Source organism: Microlunatus flavus (assembly GCF_900110855.1).
Lineage (GTDB): Bacteria > Actinomycetota > Actinomycetes > Propionibacteriales > Propionibacteriaceae > Microlunatus > Microlunatus flavus.
In genome coordinates, this window is record NZ_FOFA01000002.1 from 210822 (window position 1) to 231562 (window position 20741).

At 75.1% G+C, this 20741-nt stretch carries 16 protein-coding genes; 11 read left to right on the forward strand and 5 right to left on the reverse strand.

What is annotated here, in order from left to right:
- The first annotated feature begins 390 nt into the window (after positions 1–390).
- Together BMY04_RS05415 and BMY04_RS05420 are read left to right on the forward strand one after the other, a co-directional pair.
- A complete protein-coding gene (locus BMY04_RS05415; protein WP_091178127.1) occupies positions 391–3843 on the forward strand; it encodes a glycosyltransferase in 3453 nt (1150 codons plus the stop codon).
- A complete protein-coding gene (locus BMY04_RS05420; RefSeq protein WP_091178128.1) occupies positions 3843–5741 on the forward strand; it encodes a DUF5719 family protein in 1899 nt (632 codons plus the stop codon). Before BMY04_RS05415 ends, BMY04_RS05420 begins: the two co-directional genes overlap by 1 nt.
- Here the strand turns inward: BMY04_RS05420 and BMY04_RS05425 are convergent.
- The gene (locus BMY04_RS05425; RefSeq protein ID WP_091178526.1) at positions 5738–6181 is read right to left on the reverse strand and encodes a metallopeptidase family protein; all 444 of its coding nucleotides are present in this window, start codon (positions 6179–6181) and stop codon (positions 5738–5740) included. The genes BMY04_RS05420 and BMY04_RS05425 overlap by 4 nt on opposite strands.
- 163 nt (positions 6182–6344) lie before the next feature.
- Here BMY04_RS05425 and BMY04_RS05430 point away from each other — a divergent pair, with 163 nt between their 5' ends.
- From BMY04_RS05430 to BMY04_RS05450, 5 genes are read left to right on the forward strand one after another with little or no spacing between them, the layout of a single operon-like run.
- Positions 6345–6668 (forward strand): DUF3499 domain-containing protein, encoded by a 324-nt coding sequence (locus BMY04_RS05430; protein ID WP_456299022.1) that lies wholly within the window; start codon positions 6345–6347, stop codon positions 6666–6668.
- 48 nt (positions 6669–6716) lie between these two features.
- A complete protein-coding gene (gene manB, locus BMY04_RS05435) occupies positions 6717–8078 on the forward strand; it encodes a phosphohexomutase domain-containing protein (protein WP_091178129.1) in 1362 nt (453 codons plus the stop codon).
- Positions 8079–8097: 19 nt separating this feature from the next.
- Positions 8098–8589 carry a hypothetical protein gene (locus BMY04_RS05440; RefSeq protein ID WP_139209759.1) on the forward strand — a complete coding sequence of 164 codons (492 nt, stop codon included), beginning with the start codon at positions 8098–8100 and terminating at the stop codon, positions 8587–8589.
- 54 nt (positions 8590–8643) lie between these two features.
- Complete coding sequence (locus tag BMY04_RS05445) at positions 8644–8850, forward strand: Trm112 family protein (RefSeq protein WP_170854009.1); 207 nt, start codon at positions 8644–8646, stop codon at positions 8848–8850.
- A gap of 5 nt (positions 8851–8855) precedes the next feature.
- Positions 8856–9884 (forward strand): SIS domain-containing protein, encoded by a 1029-nt coding sequence (locus BMY04_RS05450; RefSeq protein WP_091178131.1) that lies wholly within the window; start codon positions 8856–8858, stop codon positions 9882–9884.
- On the opposite strand, the gene BMY04_RS05455 is transcribed toward BMY04_RS05450, so the two are convergent.
- Complete coding sequence (locus BMY04_RS05455) at positions 9845–10978, reverse strand: saccharopine dehydrogenase NADP-binding domain-containing protein (RefSeq protein WP_091178132.1); 1134 nt, start codon at positions 10976–10978, stop codon at positions 9845–9847. The genes BMY04_RS05450 and BMY04_RS05455 overlap by 40 nt on opposite strands.
- 82 nt (positions 10979–11060) lie before the next feature.
- Here BMY04_RS05455 and BMY04_RS05460 point away from each other — a divergent pair, with 82 nt between their 5' ends.
- From BMY04_RS05460 to ahcY, 3 genes are all read left to right on the forward strand, one after another.
- Positions 11061–11675: a TetR/AcrR family transcriptional regulator gene (locus BMY04_RS05460; RefSeq protein WP_091178133.1), complete on the forward strand. Its 615-nt coding sequence runs from the start codon at positions 11061–11063 to the stop codon at positions 11673–11675.
- A 13-nt stretch (positions 11676–11688) separates the two neighbouring features.
- On the forward strand, positions 11689–12672 hold the full coding sequence (locus BMY04_RS05465; protein ID WP_091178134.1) for a cation diffusion facilitator family transporter: 984 nt from the start codon (positions 11689–11691) through the stop codon (positions 12670–12672).
- Positions 12673–12768: 96 nt separating this feature from the next.
- Complete coding sequence (ahcY, locus tag BMY04_RS05470; RefSeq protein ID WP_091178135.1) at positions 12769–14205, forward strand: adenosylhomocysteinase; 1437 nt, start codon at positions 12769–12771, stop codon at positions 14203–14205.
- Positions 14206–14418: 213 nt separating this feature from the next.
- Here ahcY and BMY04_RS05475 read toward each other — a convergent pair whose 3' ends face one another.
- Entirely contained in the window at positions 14419–16284 is a 1866-nt protein-coding gene (locus BMY04_RS05475) for a putative nucleotidyltransferase substrate binding domain-containing protein (protein ID WP_091178136.1), read from the reverse strand.
- 131 nt (positions 16285–16415) lie between these two features.
- On the opposite strand from BMY04_RS05475, the gene BMY04_RS05480 reads away from it, so the two are divergent.
- Positions 16416–18041, forward strand: a complete 1626-nt coding sequence (locus tag BMY04_RS05480) for a YncE family protein (protein WP_091178137.1) — start codon at positions 16416–16418, stop codon at positions 18039–18041.
- Positions 18042–18085: 44 nt separating this feature from the next.
- Here the strand turns inward: BMY04_RS05480 and BMY04_RS05485 are convergent, their stop codons facing one another.
- Positions 18086–18943, reverse strand: a complete 858-nt coding sequence (locus BMY04_RS05485; RefSeq protein ID WP_091178138.1) for a glutamate ABC transporter substrate-binding protein — start codon at positions 18941–18943, stop codon at positions 18086–18088.
- Between the two features lie 38 nt (positions 18944–18981).
- Positions 18982–20556 carry an amino acid permease gene (locus BMY04_RS05490; RefSeq protein ID WP_091178139.1) on the reverse strand — a complete coding sequence of 525 codons (1575 nt, stop codon included), beginning with the start codon at positions 20554–20556 and terminating at the stop codon, positions 18982–18984.
- Between the last annotated feature and the right edge of the window lie 185 nt (positions 20557–20741).

Sequence of the window (20741 nt, forward strand, 5' to 3'; positions counted from 1 at the left end):
CCGGGCGTCCGTCGCCGGCGCGTGAGCGCTCCTCGACCCCACCGGACGCCCGCGCCGCGGAACGTGCTGCTGGCCGCCCGACGCACTGCGGGCCACGTCCGCACCGGCTCCGCCCGGCCCCGGCAGGGGCGTGGACTTGGGTCCGGAGCAGGGCTTGCACGTAGAGTGACGTGTCGCCCGACCGGGTGACCCTCGCGTGAGACCTGCCCCGCAGGACCGGTGAGCCGCCCGCCCGCGGCACCCGCGCGGGGCAGCAGAGAACAGCGGGAGTGTCGTCGGTGTCGTGGTCCGTGGGCGCTGAGCGCCCCCGCCTCGCGGCGACGCCCTCCCCCCGCCTCGCGGACCTGAGGTCCGCCGCCCGACGTCCGGCCGGGTCCCACCACCGAAGCGGTGCCCGTCGTGGCTGACCGCGTACGCCGTGCGCCGTCGGGCCTGCGCGGCCGCCGTCCCGGCGACCTCGACTGGCCCGAGCTGCCGCCCGCCGCCGGGGACGCCCTCGACGAGAACCCCTGGGCCTGGGCAGCGCACGAGCCGGCGGAGGGCGAACGGCTCGACGTCTCCCGCTTCGACGTCACCGCGGTCCTCGTCTGCTTCGACGCCGCGCGCTGGCTGCCCGCCACCCTGGAGGGGCTGGCCGCGCTCGACGTCCGCCCGCGCCGCGTCGTCGCCATCGACAACGGGAGCGCCGACACCACGCGGGCGCTGCTGGAGCAGGCGCGTGCCGACGGCGTGATCGACGCCGTGTACGCGGGCAAGCGCCGCCACGGCTTCGGTCAGGCCGTCACCTCCGCCCTGCGCCAGGACCGCATGGCCCGTACGGGCTCGACCGACACCGGCACCTCCACGCAGACCGTGCTCCGGGCGCTGCGCGACGCCCCCGGCGCCGACGGGCGCGACGGCCACGACGGCCGTACCGGCCAGGACCGCGACGGCCGCGACGGCCACGACGGGGAAGTCCCGGACGACCGTTCCGGGGACTGGGCGCGCGACCGGCGCTGGCTCTGGCTGCTGCACGACGACGCCGTGCCCGCCCCGGACACGCTCTACCGCCTGCTCGCGCACGTCGCCACCGACCGCGCGATCGACGTGACCGGGCCCAAGCTCCTGCTCCCGCGCCGACGCCAGAGCAGCCACCAGCTGAGCGAGGTCGGGGTCACCATCTCCGGCACGGGTCGGCGCGAGCTGCTGATCGACCGCGGCGAGATCGACCAGGGCCAGCGCGACGTGCCCGCCGAGCGGCTCGGCGTGTCCACCTGCGGGATGCTCGTCCGCACGTCGGTCTGGCGCGACCTCGACGGCTTCGACCCGGCGGTGCCGGTGTTCCGCGACGGGGTCGAGTTCGGCTGGCGCGCCCACCTGAACGGCTACCGCGTCGTCACCACGCCCGACGCGGAGATGACCCACCGCCAGGTCGGCCGGGCCGGTCTGCGCCCGCGCGGGCTCGGCGGGCGCCACCCCGGCGCCCTCGACCGGCTGCTCGGCATGACCGTCGTCGCCGGCCACGCCCCCGGACGCGCCCTGCCGCTCGTCTGGGTGCGCCTCGTCCTCAGCTGCCTGCTGCTGGCCGTGGGCTACCTCCTCGGCAAGGCGCCCGGACGTTCCCGCGACGAGCTGGCTGCGCTCTGGACGTTCGTCGTGCACCCCGGCCGGCTGCGCGCGCTGCGCCGGCGCACCGCCTCCATCGACCCCGCCCCGGGCACGGCCGAGGTCGTGCGCACGCTGCGGCCGCCGTGGTGGTCGAGCCTGCGGATCGCCGCGGAGACCCTCGGCGGCGCGCTGTCCGAGCGCTACGCCTCCGTGGCGGGCGAGGTCGACGCGGCCTCCATCGACGAGCTGACCACCGACGAGTTCAGCTCGGTGGCCGACGAGGGCACCCGCCACCCGTGGCTGCGTCCCGGCGTCGTGCTCTTCGCCGTCGCGGTCGTCGCCGCGCTGGTCGCGGCCCGTGGGCTCGTCGGGCTCGGCTCGCTCGTGGCGCCGGCCCTGCTGCCCGCGTACGGCTCCGTCGGCGCCCTCTGGTCGGCGGTCTGGCACCCCATCGCCGGGGCGCCCGGCGAGGTCTCGCCCCCGTGGCTGGCCGTCACGGCCGTGGGCTCGACGATCACCCTCGGTCAGCCCGAGTGGTTCACGACGCTGCTGCTGTGCGGCGTCGTCCCGCTCGCGCTGCTCGCCGTCTACCCCGTCACCCTGCGGCTCGTCGTCGACAAGCGCCTGCGGCTCTGGTGCGCCGGCACGTACGCGCTGCTGCCCGTGCTGCTCGGCGGCACCAACCAGGGCCGGCTCACGCTCAGCGTGTTCAGCGTCGGGCTGCCGCTGCTCGTCATGGCGGTCCGTGCCCTGGTGCTGCGCCGCGTGCGTTCCTTCGAGGCCTGGCGCGGCGGCTGGGGCGCCGGCGTCGTGCTGGTCGTGCTGTCGGCCTTCCAGCCCGCGGTCATGCTGCTCGCCCTCGTGCTCGGCGCTGCCGGCGCGGTCGCGCTGCGCCGGACGCCGCGCAAGATCGGCCGCATCGGCATCGCCCTCGGGCTCCCGCTGGTCGTCTGGCTGCCCTGGTGGCCCACGCTGATCCTGGCCCCGGGCCGCCTGCTCGTCGGGCCGGACGCGGCCCTCGACGGCGCCGGCGCGGCGCCCGGCGTCCTCGGGCTCCTGCTCGGCCGCGGCCTCGGTGCGGGCCTGCCGCCGCTGTGGCTCGGCGCCACCGTGCTCGGCATGGTCTGGGCGACGGCGGTCTTCGGCCTCCTGCGCCGGCCGACGAGCCGTGTCGTGCTGTCAGCCTGGGCCACCGCCGTCGCGAGCCTGGCGCTGGCCGTGCTCGCCTCCCGGCTGGTCGTCGACGTGCCCCCGCTGGGGACCGAGGTGCGTCCCTGGGTCGGCGCGCTGCTCCTCGTGACCTTCGCCGCGCTCCTGCTCGCCGGCGCCGTGGGCTCCGACGGGCTGTCCGGCGACGTCGCCGGCCGCAGCTTCAGCTGGGTGCAGCCGGCGGCCGTCCTCGCGGGCGTCGCCGTCACGGTGGTGGCCCTCGGCGGTGCTGTCTGGTGGGTCTGGGCCGGCGCACGCGGGCCCGTCGACCGCGAACGGCTCGACCTGCTGCCCACGTACGTCAGCGTCGCGATGGCCTCCGACGCCGCGCCGCGCGTCTTGGCGCTCGACCTCGACGGCGGCCGGGTCGGCTTCAGCGTGCTGTCCGGCCGGCAGGGCGCGCCGCGCCAGGGCGACGCCGACCGCGGCTTCGCGTTCGGCGGCTCGCAGGCGGCCCAGGCCGACGTCACCGACGCGGTCTCGCGCCTCGTCGCGGGCTCCGCCGACGCCGACGTCGCCCAGCGGCTGCGCCGCCTCGGGGTCGGCTACGTCGTCGCCCGCGGCGTCGACGACGAGGAACGTGCGCGCATCGGCAACACCCCCGGGCTGGGCACCGCGAGCGGCACCGGCGGCACCGTCGTCTGGCAGCTCGACCCCGCCGTCAGCCGCGCGACGGTCGTGCCGGCCGACCCGGCGTCGACCGAGCCCGACGTCCCCGTGACCCGCGCGCCCGCCGCCGTGCCGCCCGGGACGGGGGAGCGGCACCTGCTGGTCGGCGAGGCCGCCGACCCCCGCTGGCGGGCCGAGCTCGGGGGCAGCACGTTGCCGCGCGTCGTCGACGGGTGGCAGGAGGGCTTCGTGGTGCCGGCGAGCGGCGGCACCGTCGACTGGCGCCTGACGAGCCCGGCGTCGTGGCTGCTGCCGTTCCAGGGCGCCGCCCTGCTCATCGCCCTCGTGCTCGCCGCCCCCGGCATCCGCCGCCCCGACGTCCGCGACCCCGCCCTGTCCGCGCGGCGTGCCGCGACCCTCAGCGAGGTGAGCACCTGATGGCCCGCCCCACCCGTACGGCCGGACCGCTGCGCCGCGGCCTCACCCTCGTCGTGGTGCTCGTCGTGCTCGCCCTCGTCGTCGTCGCGGGCACGCTCCTGCGCTCCCAGCAGCCGGACGCCCGCGAGCTGGTGACCGTCGCTCCCGGGCAGGCCGACGCCGTCTGCACCGTCGGCAGCGTCCCCGACGCGGTCGCCGGCGCGAGCCCGTCGGCCACGGCCGTCGCACCGCCGCCGACGCCCGCACCGCCGCCGACGCCCGCGCCGGCGCCGACCGCCGTGGTGACGCCGACCACCGCCGGGACCGAGGGTGCGCCCACCGCGACGCCGTCCTCGTCCGCGCCGTCGTCTTCGCCCGCGTCGCCCACGTCGCCCGGGACGGGCGCCACGACCCCGGCCGTCACGCCCCCGGCCCCCGCGGCGCCCGGAGGTTCCGCGAGCCCGTCGCCCGGGGCGACCGCGGTCCCGACCCTGCGACCGGGGCAGGACCCGAGCTCGCCGTCCCCGGGCACGGCCTCGCCGTCGGGCTCGCCCGCCCCGGGCAGCACCGCCGGCGCGACCCCCTCGTCGGTCCCGAGCGGCGCCCCGAGCGTCGCGCCGCTGCCGAGCTCGACCGCCGAGGCCGCGTCCGGCACGGTCGTCGTCGTCGCCTCCGGCCCGACCGACACCGGGTCGGGGGCCTCCGACGGCCGGGTGACCCTCGCCCCGCTCGGTGGCGGCGGCCAGGACGGGGTGACCGTCGACCGTCAGGGCCGCGGCGCGACGCTGCAGCGCGCCGGCTCACCGGTGCTGCTGCAGGCCGAGGGCAGCATCGCCCCGACCGCCGTCGGTGGCGTGCTCAACTCCTCCTCCGACGGACCGGAGGCCGGCCTCGAGGCGGCCCCGTGCCTCGTCGCCTCGACCTCGGCCTGGCTGCCCGGCATCGCCTCCGGGGCGTCCGACCGCACCGAGCTCGTCCTGAGCAACCCCGACGACGCGACCGCGACCGTCGACCTCACCTTCTACGGCCGCAACGGCCGCGTCGCCGTCCCCGGCAGCCCGGGCGTCGACGTGTCCGCCCGGTCCAGCCGTTCGGTCTCCCTGTCGACGCTGGTCGACGCCGAGGGGCCCCTGACCGTCGCCGTGCAGGCCACCGAGGGCCGGGTGGCGGTGGTCGCGCGTCGCATCCGCACCGACGGCGACAAGCCCGCGGGGGCCGACTGGGTCGTGCCCGCGGCCGCGCCCGCCCGCCAGGTCGTGGTCCCGGCCGTCCCCGGCGACGACGGGTCCCGCGAGCTCGTCGTGACCAACCCGACCGAGCTCCGGACGACCGTGACCGTCTCCGTCCTCGGCCTCCAGGGACCGTTCGCGCCCGCCGGCGCCGAGACCCTCGACCTCGCCCCGCAGAGCTCGGGGACCGTCCAGCTCGCCGACGGCCTCGCCGGGACCGGGTCGGGGGTGTCGCTCACCAGCGAGCAGCCCGTCACCGCCGCCGTGGTCTCGACGAGCGCCCGCGACGAGGCCCAGGCCGACATCGCCGTGCAGCCGGCGACGCCCGCCCTCGTACGGACGGGCGTGAGCGCGGTCGCCACCGCCCGCGACACCGACGCCGAGCTGGTGCTGTCCAACGCGGCGGCGACCGACGTGAGCGTGCGCTTCTCGCTGCGCAGCCTCGACGGCGTCGAGATCCGGGGCGGCGACATCCTCCTGGCCGCCGGCGGCAGCGCCACCCGACGGCTGGCGGCGCCCGGCTCCTCCTACGTCACGGTGACGGTGCCGGACGGCTCGTCGGTCACCGGCGGGGTCGACCTGGTCGAGCCGGACGGTTCCGTGGCCGGCCTCGCCTCGGTGCCGCTCGTGTCGCCCGACACCTCCGGCCCCCCGCCCGTCGTGGAGCAGGACCCGGGCGCGAGCCGCTAGTCGTCGTCCTCGTCGCCGAGGCCGTCGGGGTCGATCTCGTCGACGCTGCGCCCGGTCAGCGCGCTCAGCTGCTCGACGACGGTGCGGTAGACGAGGATCCGCAGGCCGCGGCGGCTCGCGGCCCGGTGCTCGAGCGGGCGTCGGTACAGCACGACGCGCGGCCCCTGCGTCCCGGTCGCCCCGACCGCCGAGGCCAGCGGGACCCGGCCCTGCGCCCAGGACGGGTCGAAGCCCGGCACGTCCTCGACGCCGATGCTCGTGCCGGTCAGGGCGTCAGGGCACTGGCGCGCCACCCGGTCCACGGCGGCGTCGACGGCGTCGTCGAAGAACGCCACCCGCGTCGCCGGCCGCGGCGGACGCGCGCTGGGCACGCCCAGCTGGTTGGGCAGCGCGAGTGGTCCGCGCAGGCCGCGTCCGTGGCGGTCCCGGCGCTTCGACATGGCGGCCACTCTAGGCAACCGCGTCCGACCGCCGCCGTGCCCGGGCGCCACCGGGCGGGACCTCGAAACGCGGGCGCGGCTCCCGTCGCCCCCGGCGGCGGGGTTGTAGCGTCGCGGGGTGGGGATGCGCCGGTGCTCGCGAGCGGGGTGCCCCCACCGGGCGGTGGCGACCCTGACGTACGTCTACTCCGACTCGACCGCGGTGCTCGGCCCGCTGGCCACCCGCGCGGAACCGCACGGCTACGACCTGTGCGAGGCGCACGCCCACTCGCTCTCGGTCCCGCGCGGCTGGGAGGTCATCCGGCTGGCCAACGACGACGCGGCCGCCCACACCGAGGACGACCTGCTGGCGCTGGCCGACGCCGTGCGCGAGGTCGGGCTGTCCTACGACGCCCCGCCGTCGGTCGAGGCGCAGCCCAGCCGGCCGAACATCGTCGAGCTGCGGCGCCGCGGCCACCTCACGGTGCTCGCCGACCCCGACGCCTGATCCAGGCCCTGGCCGGAGCACGACGCGCCGGACCCTAGGATCACCCGCGTGCTGAAGCCGGTCATCTTCAAGGCCAACGACGTCCGCGGGATCACCGAGGGCGACGCGCCCGAGTGGGACGAGGCCGGCGCGTACGCGCTCGGCGGCGCCCTCGTCGAGGTGTTCGGCCTGGTCGGGCGGACGCTGGTGCTCGGGCGCGACATGCGCCTGTCCGGCCCGCGGCTGTCCGCGGCCTTCGTCGAGGCCGTCCTGGACGCGGGCACCGACGTCGTCGACGTGGGGATGGCCAGCACCGACGAGCTGTGGTTCGCCTCCGGGTCGCTCGGGCTGCCGGGCGCGATGTTCACCGCCAGCCACAACCCGGGCGTCTACAACGGCGTCAAGTTCTGCCACCCGGGCGCGCGCCCCATCGATTCGGCCGAGCTGGTCGCCATCGCCCGCCGCGCCTCCGCCGGACCGGTCCCGCCGGCCCCGCTGCGCGGCACCCGCACCGAGCGCGACGTGCTGGGCGCGTACGCCGCCCACCTCCACTCGCTGGTCGACCTGAAGGGCATCCGGCCGCTGAAGGTCGTGGCCGACGCCGGCAACGGCATGGCCGGGCACACGCTCCCGGCCGTCTTCCCGACCGGACCTGGCGCGGCACCCATCGAGGTGGTCGGCCTCTACACGACGCCGGACGGCAGCTTCCCGAACCACCCCGCGAACCCGCTCGTCCCCGAGAACCTCCTCGACGCGCGCGCAGCGGTGCGCGAGCACGGTGCCGACCTCGCGCTGGTCTTCGACGGCGACGCGGACCGCTGCTTCATCATCGACGAGCGCGGCGAGGTGGTGAGCCCGTCGGCCGTGACCGCGCTGATCGCCGCGCAGGAGCTCGACCGGCACCCCGGCTCGACCGTGGTGGTCAACAAGATCACCTCGCGCTCGGTCGCCGAGGTCGTCGCCGAGCACGGCGGCACGACCGTGGTGACGAAGGTCGGGCACACGTTCGTCAAGGCGGCGATGGCCGAGCACGACGCCGTCTTCGGAGGCGAGCACTCGGCGCACTACTACTTCCGCGAGTTCTGGGGCGCCGACACCGGTCTGCTCGCGGCGCTGCACGTGCTGGCGCTGGTCGGCCACGGCGACGCGCCGCTGTCCGAGCTCGCCGCCGGCTACACCCGCTACGCGGCCTCCGGCGAGATCAACTCCGAGGTCGCCGACCAGGCGGCGACGGTCGACGCGGTGGCCGCGGCGTTCGCGGGGCGCGGCGAGGCCGACCGGGTCGACGGCCTCACCGTCAGCGGCCCGGACTGGTGGGTCAACGTCCGGCCGTCGGGCACCGAACCGTTCCTGCGCCTCAACGTGGAGGCGCGGACCGAGGAGGCCATGGCCGCGCTGCGCGACGACGCGCTCGCCGTCATCCGTGCCTGAGGCGGGGTACGGTCCGGCGGTGCCGAGCCCCCTCGTCGTCCTGCTGCGCAACCACCAGGCCGGCGGCCGCGCCGCGGTCGACCTCTTCGGCCGCGCGGCGTCCGCGCAGGGCGCCCGCCCCTGGGCCGACGGGCTGCGGCGGCTGCGCGAGGAGGCCCGCGAGGACCTCGACTTCAACGAGGCCGTGATGCGCCGCCTCGGCGTCTCCTCCTCGCCCGTGCAGGTCGCCGGCACCCGCCTCACCGAACGGCTCGGGCGGCTCAAGCCCAACGGGCGCCTCGTCCGCCGCTCGCCGCTCAGCGACGTCGTCGAGCTGGAGGGCCTCATCGCCACGGTGCACGTCAAGATCGCCGGCTGGCAGGCCGCACGGACGGGCGACTTCCTGACCGCGGAGGAGCGCGGGCGTCTCGACGTGCTCGAGGCCCGGGCCCGTACGCAGGCCGAGCGCCTGGTGGAGATGCACCGCGAGGCCGCGGCCGACGTCCTCGGCGGGGTGCGCGGGCCTGGTTAGACTCCGCAGCGACGCCCGGCCAGAGCCCGGGCGACGACGAGTGGAGGAGTCACCGTGGCGGTCGACCTGGCCCCGGAGCTGCTGAAGATCCTGGCGTGCCCGAACTGCCACGGGCCGCTGGCCGTCGACCACGAGCGCGACGAGCTGGTGTGCCAGACGCCCGACTGCGGGCTGGCGTACCCGGTCCGCGACGGCATCCCGGTGCTGCTGGTCGACGAGGCCCGACGCCCGGGGTCCGACCCCGCCGGCGCCGGGCGCTGACCCGGGTGACCGTCTTCGACGACAGCGCCCTCGACGACGCGCAGGCCCTCGCCGGCGCGGACGCGATCGTGCGCCGGCTGGCGGAGGCCGGTTCACGCGTGCGGCGCGAGACCGCCGACGCGGGCGAGCCGATCGACCGGCTCCGCAGCCTGCCGCGACCCCGCGCGCTGGTGGCCGCGGGCAGCGAGGCCCGCTTCATCCGCGCCATCCTCGAGCCCGTCTGCCCCGTGCCCCTCGTGGCCTGGCCGCACCACGGCCTCCCCGGCTGGGTGGGTGCGCTCGACCTCGTCGTCGTCATGGCCAGCGACGTGGCGCCGGCCTCGCTGATGGCCACCGTGCACGAGGCCGTGCGCCGCGGGGCGATGCTGCTGATCGCCTGCCCCGCCTCGTCGCTCGTCGCCGAGCACGCCGCCGGCTCGTCGACGGTCCTGCTGCCCACCGCGACCGCCGACCCGTTCGCGGCGGCGGTGGTCGCCCTCGACGCGCTGCACACCATGGACCTCGGCCCGGCCGTCGACCCGGAGGCCGTCGCCGCGACGATGGACGAGGTCGCCCGCGACTGCTCGCCGTACGCCGACGTGTCGGAGAACCCGGCCAAGGACCTCGCCCTGTGCATGGCCGACGCCCAGCCCCTGGTCTGGGGCGGGTCGACGCTGGCCGCGCGCGCCAGCCGGCGGGTGGCCGAGGCGCTGCGGGCCGCGAGCGGTCGGGCCGCCCTGGCCGCCGACGCCGACGCGCTGCTGCCGATCGTCGAGGCGACGACCGCCCGGGACCCGTTCGCCGACCCCTTCACCGACGGCCTGTCGGCCGACCGGCGCCCGTGCCTGGTCCTCCTCGACGACGGCAACTCCTCCCCGGTGGTCCGCGCCGATCACGGTCGCCTCGTCGCCGCGGCCGAACGGGCCGACGTGCGGGCGAGCGTGGTGCAGCACCGGCACGGTTCCGACGTCGAGCGCTACGCCGCCCTGCTGCAGACGGGCATGTTCGCGGCGGTCTACCTCTCCGTCGGCCTCGGGCGCACCTCGGAGGACTGACCGGGGTCGTCGGCGCCGTCGGGGTCCACGAACTCCCCGCCGACGCTGGTCGCCAGGTCGGGGCCGAACAGCGCTGCCGGGGTGAACGCGCCGGGACGACCCTCGCCCCGCGCGAGGCGCCGGCACACCTCGGCGGCGAAGGCGACGGTGGCGACCTGCGCGTCCGGCAGGCGCAGCCAGCCCTCGCTGCGCGTGCCGTCCTCCCACGTCACCGTCGCGTGACCCCACGAGTGGGACCGGGGCGCCGGTCGGGCCGGCAGCCGCACCGCCGCGAGCCGCCGGGTCGCGAACCGCCGCAGCGGCCCGACGTGCAGCAGGCCGGACCCGAGCCGCAGGGCCGTGCGGGCCGCGGCCGACGGTGCTGCGCCGGAAGCGCAGTCGACCGAGGGGGCCCCGCTGGCGCGCTGGGCGGCGACGAGCTCGCCGAGCGGCATCAGCCCGGCCCGCACCCGATCGCCGCCCGGGGTGACCAGCTCGCGCACCTCGCCACCGATCGGTGCGGCGGAGAGGCGTCCGTGGCGGTAGCGCCGGCCCGTGAACCGACCGCCGCCCGGGACGCCGGGGAGGCCCTCCAGCACGGTGCCGGCGAGGGCCTCGCCCACGAGGCCGCCGTCGGAGGCCATCGAGGGCAGCATGTCGGTCCGGACGTGGACGGCCCGGCGAGAGCCGTCGCACAGCCGCACCACCACGCTCTCGGTCGCGGCGACGCCGAAGCCGGCGCCGGTGACCAGCGTGCGTCCGGCCCGCTCGGCCTCGGCGTGGCGGGCCAGCACGGCCGGGACGGCGGCGAGGTCGTTGGCGACGTCGACGTAGTCGCTGCCGGCCGCGAGGCACGCGTCGACCAGGCGCGGGGCCGAGGTGGTGAAGGGCCCGACCGTGCTCAGGACGATCGCGGGGTGCTCCCGGGCGACCGCCCCGGCCATCGCCCGCACGTCCGGCAGCGCGAGGGTGCGGTGCCCGCCCTCCGCAGCGGCCGCCCGCAGCCGGTCGGGGTCGCGCCCCACCAGCACGGGCTCTGCACCGCTGCCCGCGAGGGCCGACGCGACCGCCCGTCCCGTACGCCCGGTGCCTCCCAGGATCCAGACCTCGTCCATCCCACTCACTCCCTCGCTGATGACACGTCGTGTCGTCGTCCTCGAGCAGTATGACACGCAGTGTCGTCGGTAGGGTCGAGGTGTGGGCAGGTGGGAGCCGGACGCGCGCGGGCGCCTGGAGCGGGCGGCGCTCGAGCTGTTCGTCGAGCAGGGCTTCTCCGCGACGACGGTTCCGCAGATCACCGCCCGGGCCGGCCTGACCACCCGAACCTTCTTCCGGCACTTCGCCGACAAGCGCGAGGTGCTGTACGCCGGGGACGAGGTCGCGGCCCGCGCGCGGCGGCTCCTGGAGGAGGCCCCGCCCGGCCTGGACGCGGTCGCAGTGGTCGAGCAGGGGCTCCAGCGCGTGGCCGCCGAACGCTTCGACGGTCGCCGCGACGAGGTCCGGCAGCGCCGGGACCTGGTCCGGGCCGAGGCGACCCTGCGCGAGCGCGACGCCCAGAAGCGCGCCGACCTCGTCGGGGTGATCCGACCGGCGCTGGAGGCGCGGGGGACCGATGCGGTCGAGGCGGCGCTCGTCGCCGAGCTCGCCGTCGTCGTCCTCCACGTGGCCCTCGACGCGTGGCTCGACGCGCCCGACGAACGGCCGCTGGGCGCGTACATGACGGACTGCTTCCGCCGCCTGCGCGGGGTGCTCGACGACCCCGCGGACGGCTCGGCCGGACCGCGCGTGCAGGAGCAGGCTGCGCGGTTCTGACAAGATCGCCCCTGTGAGTGCAGAGGGCGGGACCAAGGCCGTCGTGGCGGCGCTGACCGCCAACCTGGCGATCGCGCTGGTGAAGTTCGGCGCCTGGGCGCTCACGGGCGCCTCGTCGATGCTGGCCGAGGCGATCCACTCGGTGGCGGACTCGGGCAACCAGGTGCTGCTGCTCGTCGGCGGCAAGCGGGCCAAGAAGGGCGTGACCCCGGAGCACCCGTTCGGCTACGGCCGCGAGCGCTACGTCTTCGGCTTCATCGTGGCCGTCGTGCTCTTCAGCGTCGGCGGGCTCTTCGCGCTCTACGAGGCGTACCACAAGTGGCACGAGATCCACCTCGGTCACCCCGACTCCCTGCTCGACGGGCGCTGGTGGTGGGTCCCGCTGCTGGTGCTGGGCGCCGCCATCGTCGCCGAGGGGCTGTCGTTCCGCACCGCGGTGCGCGAGTCGAACCGCACGCGGGGCAAGCAGACCTGGCCGAAGTTCATCCGCGCCGCCAAGGCGCCCGAGCTGCCCGTCATCCTGCTCGAGGACTTCGCGGCGCTGATCGGCCTGGTCTTCGCGTTCCTCGGGATCGGGCTGACGCTGCTCACCCGCAACGGGATCTTCGACGTCATCGGCACCGCGCTGATCGGCCTGCTGCTGGTCGCCGTCGCCATCACCCTGGCCGTGGAGACCAAGAGCCTGCTGCTCGGCGAGGCCGCCGGGCCCGAGGTGCAGCGCCACATCGAGCGCGCCCTCGCCGGCACCGAGGGGGTGGAGCGGATCATCCACATGAAGACGATGCACATGGGCCCCGAGGAGATCCTCGTGGCGGCCAAGATCGCGGTCAGCCCGGCCGACCGCGCCGTCGAGGTCGCCGACATCATCGACCGGGCCGAGGGGGCCATCCGCGAGGCGGAGCCGATGGTCACCTCGCTCTACCTCGAGCCCGACATCTACCGCGCCGACTACACCCCCGCGCCGCGTCCCGAGCGGCCGTCGGCGCCGGCCCACTGACCCTCGAGCCACGGCTCGCCGGCGGGCCCGGTACGGGTCCGGCCGCGCCTCGTCCGCGCGTACGGAGGGGTGCCGGCGGTCGGTAGCCTGGGGAGCATGGACTTCCGCGTCGCCGACCTCTCGCTCGCCCCGCTCGGCCGCAAGGAGATCACCCTCGCCGAGCACGAGATGCCCGGCCTCATGGCCATGCGCGCCCGCTACGGCGACGAGCAGCCGCTGGCCGGCGCCCGCATCGCGGGTTCGCTGCACATGACGGTCCAGACCGCCGTGCTCATCGAGACCCTCGTCGCCCTGGGCGCCGAGGTGCGCTGGGCCAGCTGCAACATCTTCTCCACCCAGGACCCGGCGGCCGCGGCGATCGTGGTCGGCGACGGCACCCCCGACGCCCCGAACGGCGTCCCGGTCTTCGCCTGGAAGGGCGAGACGCTCGAGGAGTACTGGGACTGCACGCGCGAGGTGCTCGACTGGCCCGGCGACGAGCAGCCGAACATGATCCTCGACGACGGCGGCGACGCCACCCTGCTCGTGCACCTCGCGGTCGAGGCGATGAAGACCGGCGTGCGGCCCGAGGCCACCGACGACGACTCCGACGAGGTCAAGGTCCTCAAGGCGCTGATCAACAAGACCCTCGACGAGGGCGTCGACTGGATCGCGATCGCGAACAGCATCCAGGGCGTCACCGAGGAGACGACGACGGGCGTCCACCGGCTGTACGAGATGCTGCGCAACGAGAGCCTGCTGTTCCCGGCGATCAACGTCAACGACTCGGTGACCAAGAGCAAGTTCGACAACCGCTACGGCACGCGTCACTCGCTGATCGACGGGCTCAACCGGGCGACCGACGTCCTCATCGGCGGCAAGGTGGCCGTCGTCTGCGGCTACGGCGACGTCGGCAAGGGCTGCGCGGAGGCGCTGCGCGGCCAGGGCGCGCGGGTCATCGTCACCGAGGTCGACCCCATCTGCGCGCTGCAGGCGGCGATGGACGGGTTCCAGGTCACGACCCTGGAGGACGCGCTGGCCGAGGGCGACATCTACGTCACCGCGACCGGTTGCAAGGACGTCATCACCGCCGACCAGATGAGCCGGATGCGCCCGCAGGCCGTCGTGTCGAACATCGGTCACTTCGACAACGAGATCGACGTCACCGGCCTGGTCCGCCGCCCCGACGTGACGCGCGTGAACATCAAGCCGCAGGTCGACCAGTGGGTCTTCGACGCCGGCACGGACGACGAGCGTTCCATCATCCTGCTCAGCGAGGGCCGGCTGATGAACCTCGGCAACGCCACCGGGCACCCGAGCTTCGTCATGAGCAACTCGTTCACCAACCAGGTGCTCGCGCAGATCGAGCTCTACACGAAGCACGAGGACTACCCGCTGGGCGTCTACACGCTGCCCAAGCACCTCGACGAGCTCGTCGCTCGCCTGCACCTCGAGGCGCTCGGCGTCCGGCTCAGCGAACTCACCGAGAGCCAGGCCGCCTACCTCGGCGTCCAGGTCGAGGGCCCGTTCAAGACCGACGAGTACCGCTACTGAATCGATCGTCTCCGCTGCGCTCCGACGCGGCTTGCGCTCGGGTCCGCTGCCTTCCGACCTCCCGGGAACGACGAAGAGCGTGTCGTTCCCGGGAGGTCGTCCAGGCAGCGGCGCGCCCCGCCGGCTGTCGTCCCGTACGCCCCAGGGTTGCCCTTCGACAGGCTCAGGGAGCGTCTCCGGGCCCTTCGACAGCTCAGGACCGTGGCACTCAGGTCAGGAGACGGCCCACTCCTCGGCGGGGAGCCAGGCGCTTAGGTTGTCCATGCGCCGCTGGACGGCGGCGACCTCGCGGACCGCGGAGGCGATGACGCTGCGGTCGAGGGGGGAGAGGTGCTCCAGGCGGAGCACGTCGGAGGGCCGCTCCCCGCGCTCGACCTGGTCGAGCTGGGCCTGCAGCCGGACGCCCTGCAGCACCTCGAACACCTCGGCCAGCGTGCGGGCCTGGGCCGCGGGCAGCATCTCGCTGCTGCCCGACTCGCGCAGCCGCTCCGGGGTGGGCAGCACGGTCGTGCCCGCGCTGAGCGCGGCCCAGCGGGCGATGTTCGTGATGGGCAGCAGCGCGTGCGCCTTGATGTCGAACGTCTCCGGACGGCGGGCGAGCAGGTCGCGCACGGACCGCAGCCGGGCCCGGTAGGCGAGCGACTCCAGCAGCAGCAGCCGCATGGTCAGGGGGTGCGCGCGCAGGTCGCCGAACACGCGGGCGACGGCGGGCAGGCCCGGGTCGCCCCACACGGGCCGGGCGTCGACGAGCAGCGACGTCATCATCGCCCCCTGGGCCTTGATCGGGTTGTCGAGCCAGTCCTGCGCGGCCGCGCGCCAGTCGGCGTTGGTCCGCGAGAACTCGCGCCGGTACGCGGCCGCGCCGTGGCGGTCGTGGCCGAGACCGGCGCGCCCGAGCAGCGCGTGCACCTCGCCGAACGCGCGCCGGTACGCCTCCACCGTCTCCGGCGGCAGGTCGTCGGCGAACGACACCGCCGAGTCGACGTCGGAGGACAGGACGGCCTCCCGCCGGCCGTTGCTGCCGATGCTGAGCCACGTGAAGCCGTCGGCCGGCAGGTCGGGGTGCTCGGCCAGCACGAGCTCGATCGCCCGGCGCACGCAGGCGTCGACGAGGGTGGAGTGCACCGCCAGGACGCGCGCTGAGCCGAGGCCGCGCCGGACCAGGTCGGCCAGCAGCGCCGGGAGCCGCTGCCCGGTGGCCGCGAGCGTGCCGGCGTCGGGCGCGCGGCGCAGCTGCTCCTGCAGCCCGGCCCCTGCGTTGCCCGGCGCGACGACGACGTCGCGGGGGGACACGACCCCGCGCAGGTCGCCGTCGCGGTCGGTCACCAGGACGTAGTCGGCCTCCCGGTCGAGCAGGGCGACCACGGCCTCGAGGACGGAGTCGTCGGGGGCGACGTGGACGGGGTCGCGGTCGACCACCTCCGAGACCGGCGCGTCGAGCGGGTAGGCCCCGGCGACCACGCGCTCGCGGACGAGGCGGTCGGTGAGCAGCCCCAGCCGTCCGCCGCGGAGCCGGACCACGCAGTAGCCGTGGCCGTGCTCGGTCATCGCCCGGACGGCCTCGGCGACGGGTCGGCGCCCCTCGACCACCAGCGGCTCGGTGCGCACCAGGTCGGACACGACCGAGTACGTCGGCGTCTCGTGGCCGTGCAGCGCGGAGGAGACCTCGCTGGCCAGGAAGCGGCTGCCGCCGGGGGAGGTGAAGGCGGGCAGGACGGCGGCCTCGGGCAGGCGCGCCACCGTCGAGGGGCGCAGCGCCACCGCCCGCGGTCCGACGGGCTGGCCGGTGAGCATGGCCGAGAAGCCGAAGAGCCCGCCGCTCCCGACCCGCTCCTGCGCCGGCCCGGCCAGCTGGTCGGCGTCGTTCCAGAGCCCGACCCGGCCCTCGACGACGACGAAGACCTCGACCGTGGGGGAGGCGAAGGCGTCGAGGACGGTCTCGCCGGCAAAGAACCGCTCGAGCGTGGCCGCCTCGGCCAGCGTCGTGAGCGCGTAGCGGTCGAGGGAGTCGAACGGCGGGTGCCCGGCGAGGAAGGTCTCCAGGGGCTGCGCGCCCTCCTCGTCCGCCGGCGTCCGCACCGCCTCATCGTGGCACACACCAGTTGGCTGAGAACCGCCCCAAGAACGCTCAGCATGCCTATGCTTCACCTCGCCACGGGGGACGTGGCCCGCGCGTCGGGGAGCGGCGCACGACCGTGCTTGGAGCTCTTGTGCGCCTCACCCGTCCTGCCCTGCGTACGGCCGTCGTCGCCGTCGCGGGTTCGCTCGCCGCCGCCGCCCTGGCCATGCCTTCCGGCGCCGTGGGGGCGACGACCGTCCTGCCGACGCACGCCCTGGGCGTCCACCAACCGCGGTCGATGGTCTTCGCCCACGACCACCTGTTCCTCAGCGGCGACGACGAGGTCCTGGTCCTCGACGGCGACGGCACCGTGCGGGGCACGCTCGACGGCCTCGCCGGGGCCGCCGGCGAGGTCGTCTCCGCCGACGCCGGCACGGTCTACGTGGCCCTCCGCGGCGCCGCGCAGGTCGCGGCCGTGGACACGACGACGCTCGCGGTCCGCCGCTTCGCGACCGACCCCTGCCCGACCGACGTCGCGCTCGTGGGGGACCGGCTCTTCTACTCCGCGGGCTGCGACGCGGGTGCCGGCCACATCGCCTCGGTCGACGCCGTCACCGGCGGCGCCCCGGCGGCGAGCGGCGTCAGCACCTTCTTCTACGGCCCGCCCGTCCTGGCGGCCGGCGGCAGCACCCTGGTCGCAGGCGTCCCCGCGCAGAGCCCCGCCGTCACCTACGCCTACGACGTCTCCGGGGCGACGCTGACGAAGGTCGGGGAGTCCGACATCAGCGGCAGCAACCTCCAGGACCTGGCGGTCAGCCCGGACGGCGAGACGGTCTACGTGTCGTCTGGCTACCCGTACGTCCTGCGCAGCTTCGCGCGTGACCTGCAGACCGCGCGCACCACCTACGAGACCGGCGCATACTCCAGCGGCGTCGCCCTGAGCCCCGACGGCTCCCGTGTGGCGGTGGGCCGGAACAACGAGGAGTCGAACCTGCTCGTTTTCGCGCACGGCACCGCCGACCTGCTCGTGTCGGGTTCTGCGAACCCCACGCCGGCGTCCACCGAGCCGGCCGCCGTGCCCGGCACCCTGGCGTTCTCGGCCGACGGCCGCCGCGTCTACGCGCTCGTCGGCGACGCGTGGGACGGCCCCGTCTGGCTCACCTCCGCCTCGGTGCAGGAGCCCACCACCCTGACGCTCGGCAAGGTCACCTCGCCCTCGGGTCGTACGGGCACCCTGCGCGCGAGCGCCGCCCTGGCCGAGCCGCGCGCGGGCGTGCCGGTCACCTTCACCCTGGAGCGGCAGGGGGAGAGGGACGTCACGGTCGTCGTGAAGACCGACGCGAAGGGCGTGGCGAGCCTGAGCCGCAAGGTGACCTCCGGCGGGCGGCTCTCCGCCGCGTACGCGGGCGACGACACGCACCAGCCGTCGTCGACGGCCAAGGCCTCCTGGACGGTGTCGTCGAAGACCACGGCGACGCTGCACGGCAAGCACACGACCAAGCACCACAAGCTGCGCTACACGAAGGCCTCGCGCGTCGTCCTCGACGTCGCGGTGGACCCGTCCACGGCGGAGGTCGTGCACGTGCAGCTGCAGCGCCGGTCCGGCGGGCACTGGAAGACCGAGGACCAGAGCGACGAGCAGCTGGACCAGGGCCGGCTCACCCTGCAGCTCGACACGGCGCGCAAGCACAAGGACCTGCGCTTCGTCGTCGCCTTCGCGGGCGACGACACCACGCGGGCGTCGAAGGCGACCTCGAAGACCTTCGTCGTCGGCTGAGGCCGGACCGGGACGCGCTCCGCCCCGTCGCGGGCGGGGCGCGCTCAGCCGATCGTCGGCGGGCTGGGGAGGCGGTAGCCGGACGGACCGACGGTCTTGTTGAGCGCCGCCTTCCAGGACCCGTCAGAGACGTACTCCTTGAGCGCGGCGTTCACCTGCTCCACCCGCTGGCTGTCGCCCTTCTTGACCCCGATCCCGTAGCGCTCGGTCGAGAAGCCCTTGCCGAGGACGCGGAGCTTGCCCTTGTACTGCGGCTCCGCGGCGAAGCCGGCGAGGATGACGTCGTCGGTGGTGACCGCGTCGACGTCGCTCGAGGCGAGCGCGGACACGCACTCGGAGTAGCGCGGCTTCTCCAGCAGCGTGATGCGGCCGCGGTAGCGCTTGAGGACGTTGTCGGCCGACGTCGTGCCCGGCACGGTGCACAGCGTCCGGCCGCCCAGGGTGGACGGGCCGGTGATGTCCTCCTCGTTGCGCCGGACCAGGAGGTCCTGCTCGGCGTCGAAGTAGGGCCCGGCGAAGTCGACGACCTGCTTGCGCTCGTCGGTGATCGAGAAGGTGGAGACGATCAGGTCCGCCCCGCCCGACTGCAGCAGCTGCTGGCGCTGGTCGCCCTCGGCCTCGACCCAGGTGATGTTCGCCGCCGGGACGCCGAGGGCCGCCGCGACGTACTTCGCCGTCTCGACGTCGAAGCCGCTGTAGGAGTCCCCGTCCTTGACGCCGATGCCCGGCTCGTCGAAGGGGATCCCGATGGTGAGCTTGCCGCCGCTCGAGGCCCCCGGTACGAGCGACGGGGAGGCGTTCGGCTCCGCCGATCCTCCGCACCCGGCGAGGGCGGCGAGGAGGGCGGCGGACGCAGCCGCGAGCGCGACCCGTCCAGGTCGGGGGTCTCGCGCTGCGTCCACCGTGGTGCTCCTTCGCTCCGTGGGGGGCCGCCGGCTGGCTAGCCGGCGGTGGTGGTGTCGTCCTGCTTGTCGCGGTCGAGGGCGTCCGGGGTGACGTCGTTGCCGTAGCGCGGGCCGTCCAGCGTCCAGACGGACTCGATGCGCCCGCCCGTGTTGGCCATGACCCGCGGCTTGACCACGCGCCAGCCGATGGCCAGCGCGAGGGCGAGGAGCGGGATGCCGAAGACGACGCACAGGAAGCTCGTCTTGTGCAGGAACTCGTCGCTGGCCTGCCAGCCCGAGACGGCCAGGCCGATCAGCACGAGCGCGAGGAAGGCGAGGCCGATGTAGCTCGTGTACGGCGACCCCGGCGCCTGGAAGGGGCTCGCCGGCACGACGCCGGCGTCGCTGAGCTTCCTCAGCCGGATCTGGCAGAGGAAGATCGTGGCCCAGGTCCACAGGATCATGATCGACGTCGCCTCGACCGCGATCTCGAACGCGTCCGGGGTGAGGGCGTTGAGCACCGAGCCGAGCACGAAGACGATCGAGGTCATGAGGATGCCGGCGAAGGGCACGCCCGACTTGCTCATCTTGAGCGTGAACTTCGGGGCCTGCTTGCTCATGCCGAGGCTGCGCAGCACGCGGCCGGTGGTGTAGAGCCCGGAGTTGAGGCTCGACATGGCGGCGACGATGAGGATGGCCTGGATGACCGCGCTCATCCAGCCGAAGCCGAGCCGCTCGAAGACGGTGACGAACGGGCTGGTGCCGGCCTTGTAGTCCTGGGTCGGCAGCATGCAGACGAGCAGCAGGATCGAGCCGATGTAGAAGACGGCGATGCGGAAGATCACCGCGTGGACGGCCTTCGGCACCTCCTTCTCCGCGTCGGCCATCTCGCCGGCCGCGACGCCGACCATCTCGATGGCGGCGTACGCGAACACGACGCCGGACATGACGAGGATCGGGCCGTACCAGTTGTAGTCGCCGCTGCTCGGCCAGAAGCCGCCCGGGTTGCTCCACAGGTTCTGGAAGCCGGCCTTGTGCCCGCCGATGGACAGCCCGCCGATGACGACGACGAGGCCGACGACGAGGAAGATCACGATCGCGCCGACCTTGAGGATGGCGGCCCAGAACTCGAACTCGCCGAACGCCCGGGCCGAGAGCAGGTTGACCGACAGCACCACGACCAGGGAGACGAGCACCGTGATCCAGGTCGGCAGCGTCGGGAACCAGTACTGCATGTAGAGGCCGACGGCCGAGAGCTCGGCGATGCCGGTCAGGGCCCAGTTCAGCCAGTAGACCCAGCCGGTGACGAAGGCCCACTTCTCGCCGAAGAACTCGCGCATGTACGACACGAAGGCGCCGGAGGTGGCGCGGTGCAGCACGAGCTCGCCGAGCGCGCGCATGAGGAAGTAGGCGATGACGCCGACGACGGCGTAGCTGATGATGAGGGCCGGGCCGGTGCTGTGGAGGCGGGAGGCCGAGCCCAGGAACAGTCCGGTGCCGATGGCGCCGCCGATGGCGATCATCTGCACGTGCCGGCTGCCCAGCGTCTGCTGGTAGCCGGCCTGCTCGGCGTCGAGGCTGTTGCCCGGTGCGTCGCCGGAGGCCTCGGTGGGGTCCTGCGTCTGCGTCATGCGGTCGTCCTCGTGACTCGTGACCGTGCGGTCGGGTGGGGAAGCGGGACGTTCCTTCGAGCGTGCGTGTTTTCCGGCAGCCTCTCGGAGGACTGCATCGCTTGGCAAGGTTTCGCGCGTAACGGTCCGTCACGCGGTCGTTCACACGCCGTTCACACAACCTCCCACCCCTCGCCACGACGGTC

Bases quoted from the DNA above. Each gene is read 5' to 3' on its own strand.
- BMY04_RS05420 (WP_091178128.1), top strand. From the start codon at position 3,843: ATGGCCCGCCCCACCCGTACGGCCGGACCGCTGCGCCGCGGCCTCACC.
- BMY04_RS05425 (WP_091178526.1), bottom strand. From the start codon at position 6,181: ATGTCGAAGCGCCGGGACCGCCACGGACGCGGCCTGCGCGGACCACTC.
- BMY04_RS05455 (WP_091178132.1), bottom strand. From the start codon at position 10,978: ATGGACGAGGTCTGGATCCTGGGAGGCACCGGGCGTACGGGACGGGCG.
- ahcY (WP_091178135.1), top strand. From the start codon at position 12,769: ATGGACTTCCGCGTCGCCGACCTCTCGCTCGCCCCGCTCGGCCGCAAG.
- BMY04_RS05490 (WP_091178139.1), bottom strand. From the start codon at position 20,556: ATGACGCAGACGCAGGACCCCACCGAGGCCTCCGGCGACGCACCGGGC.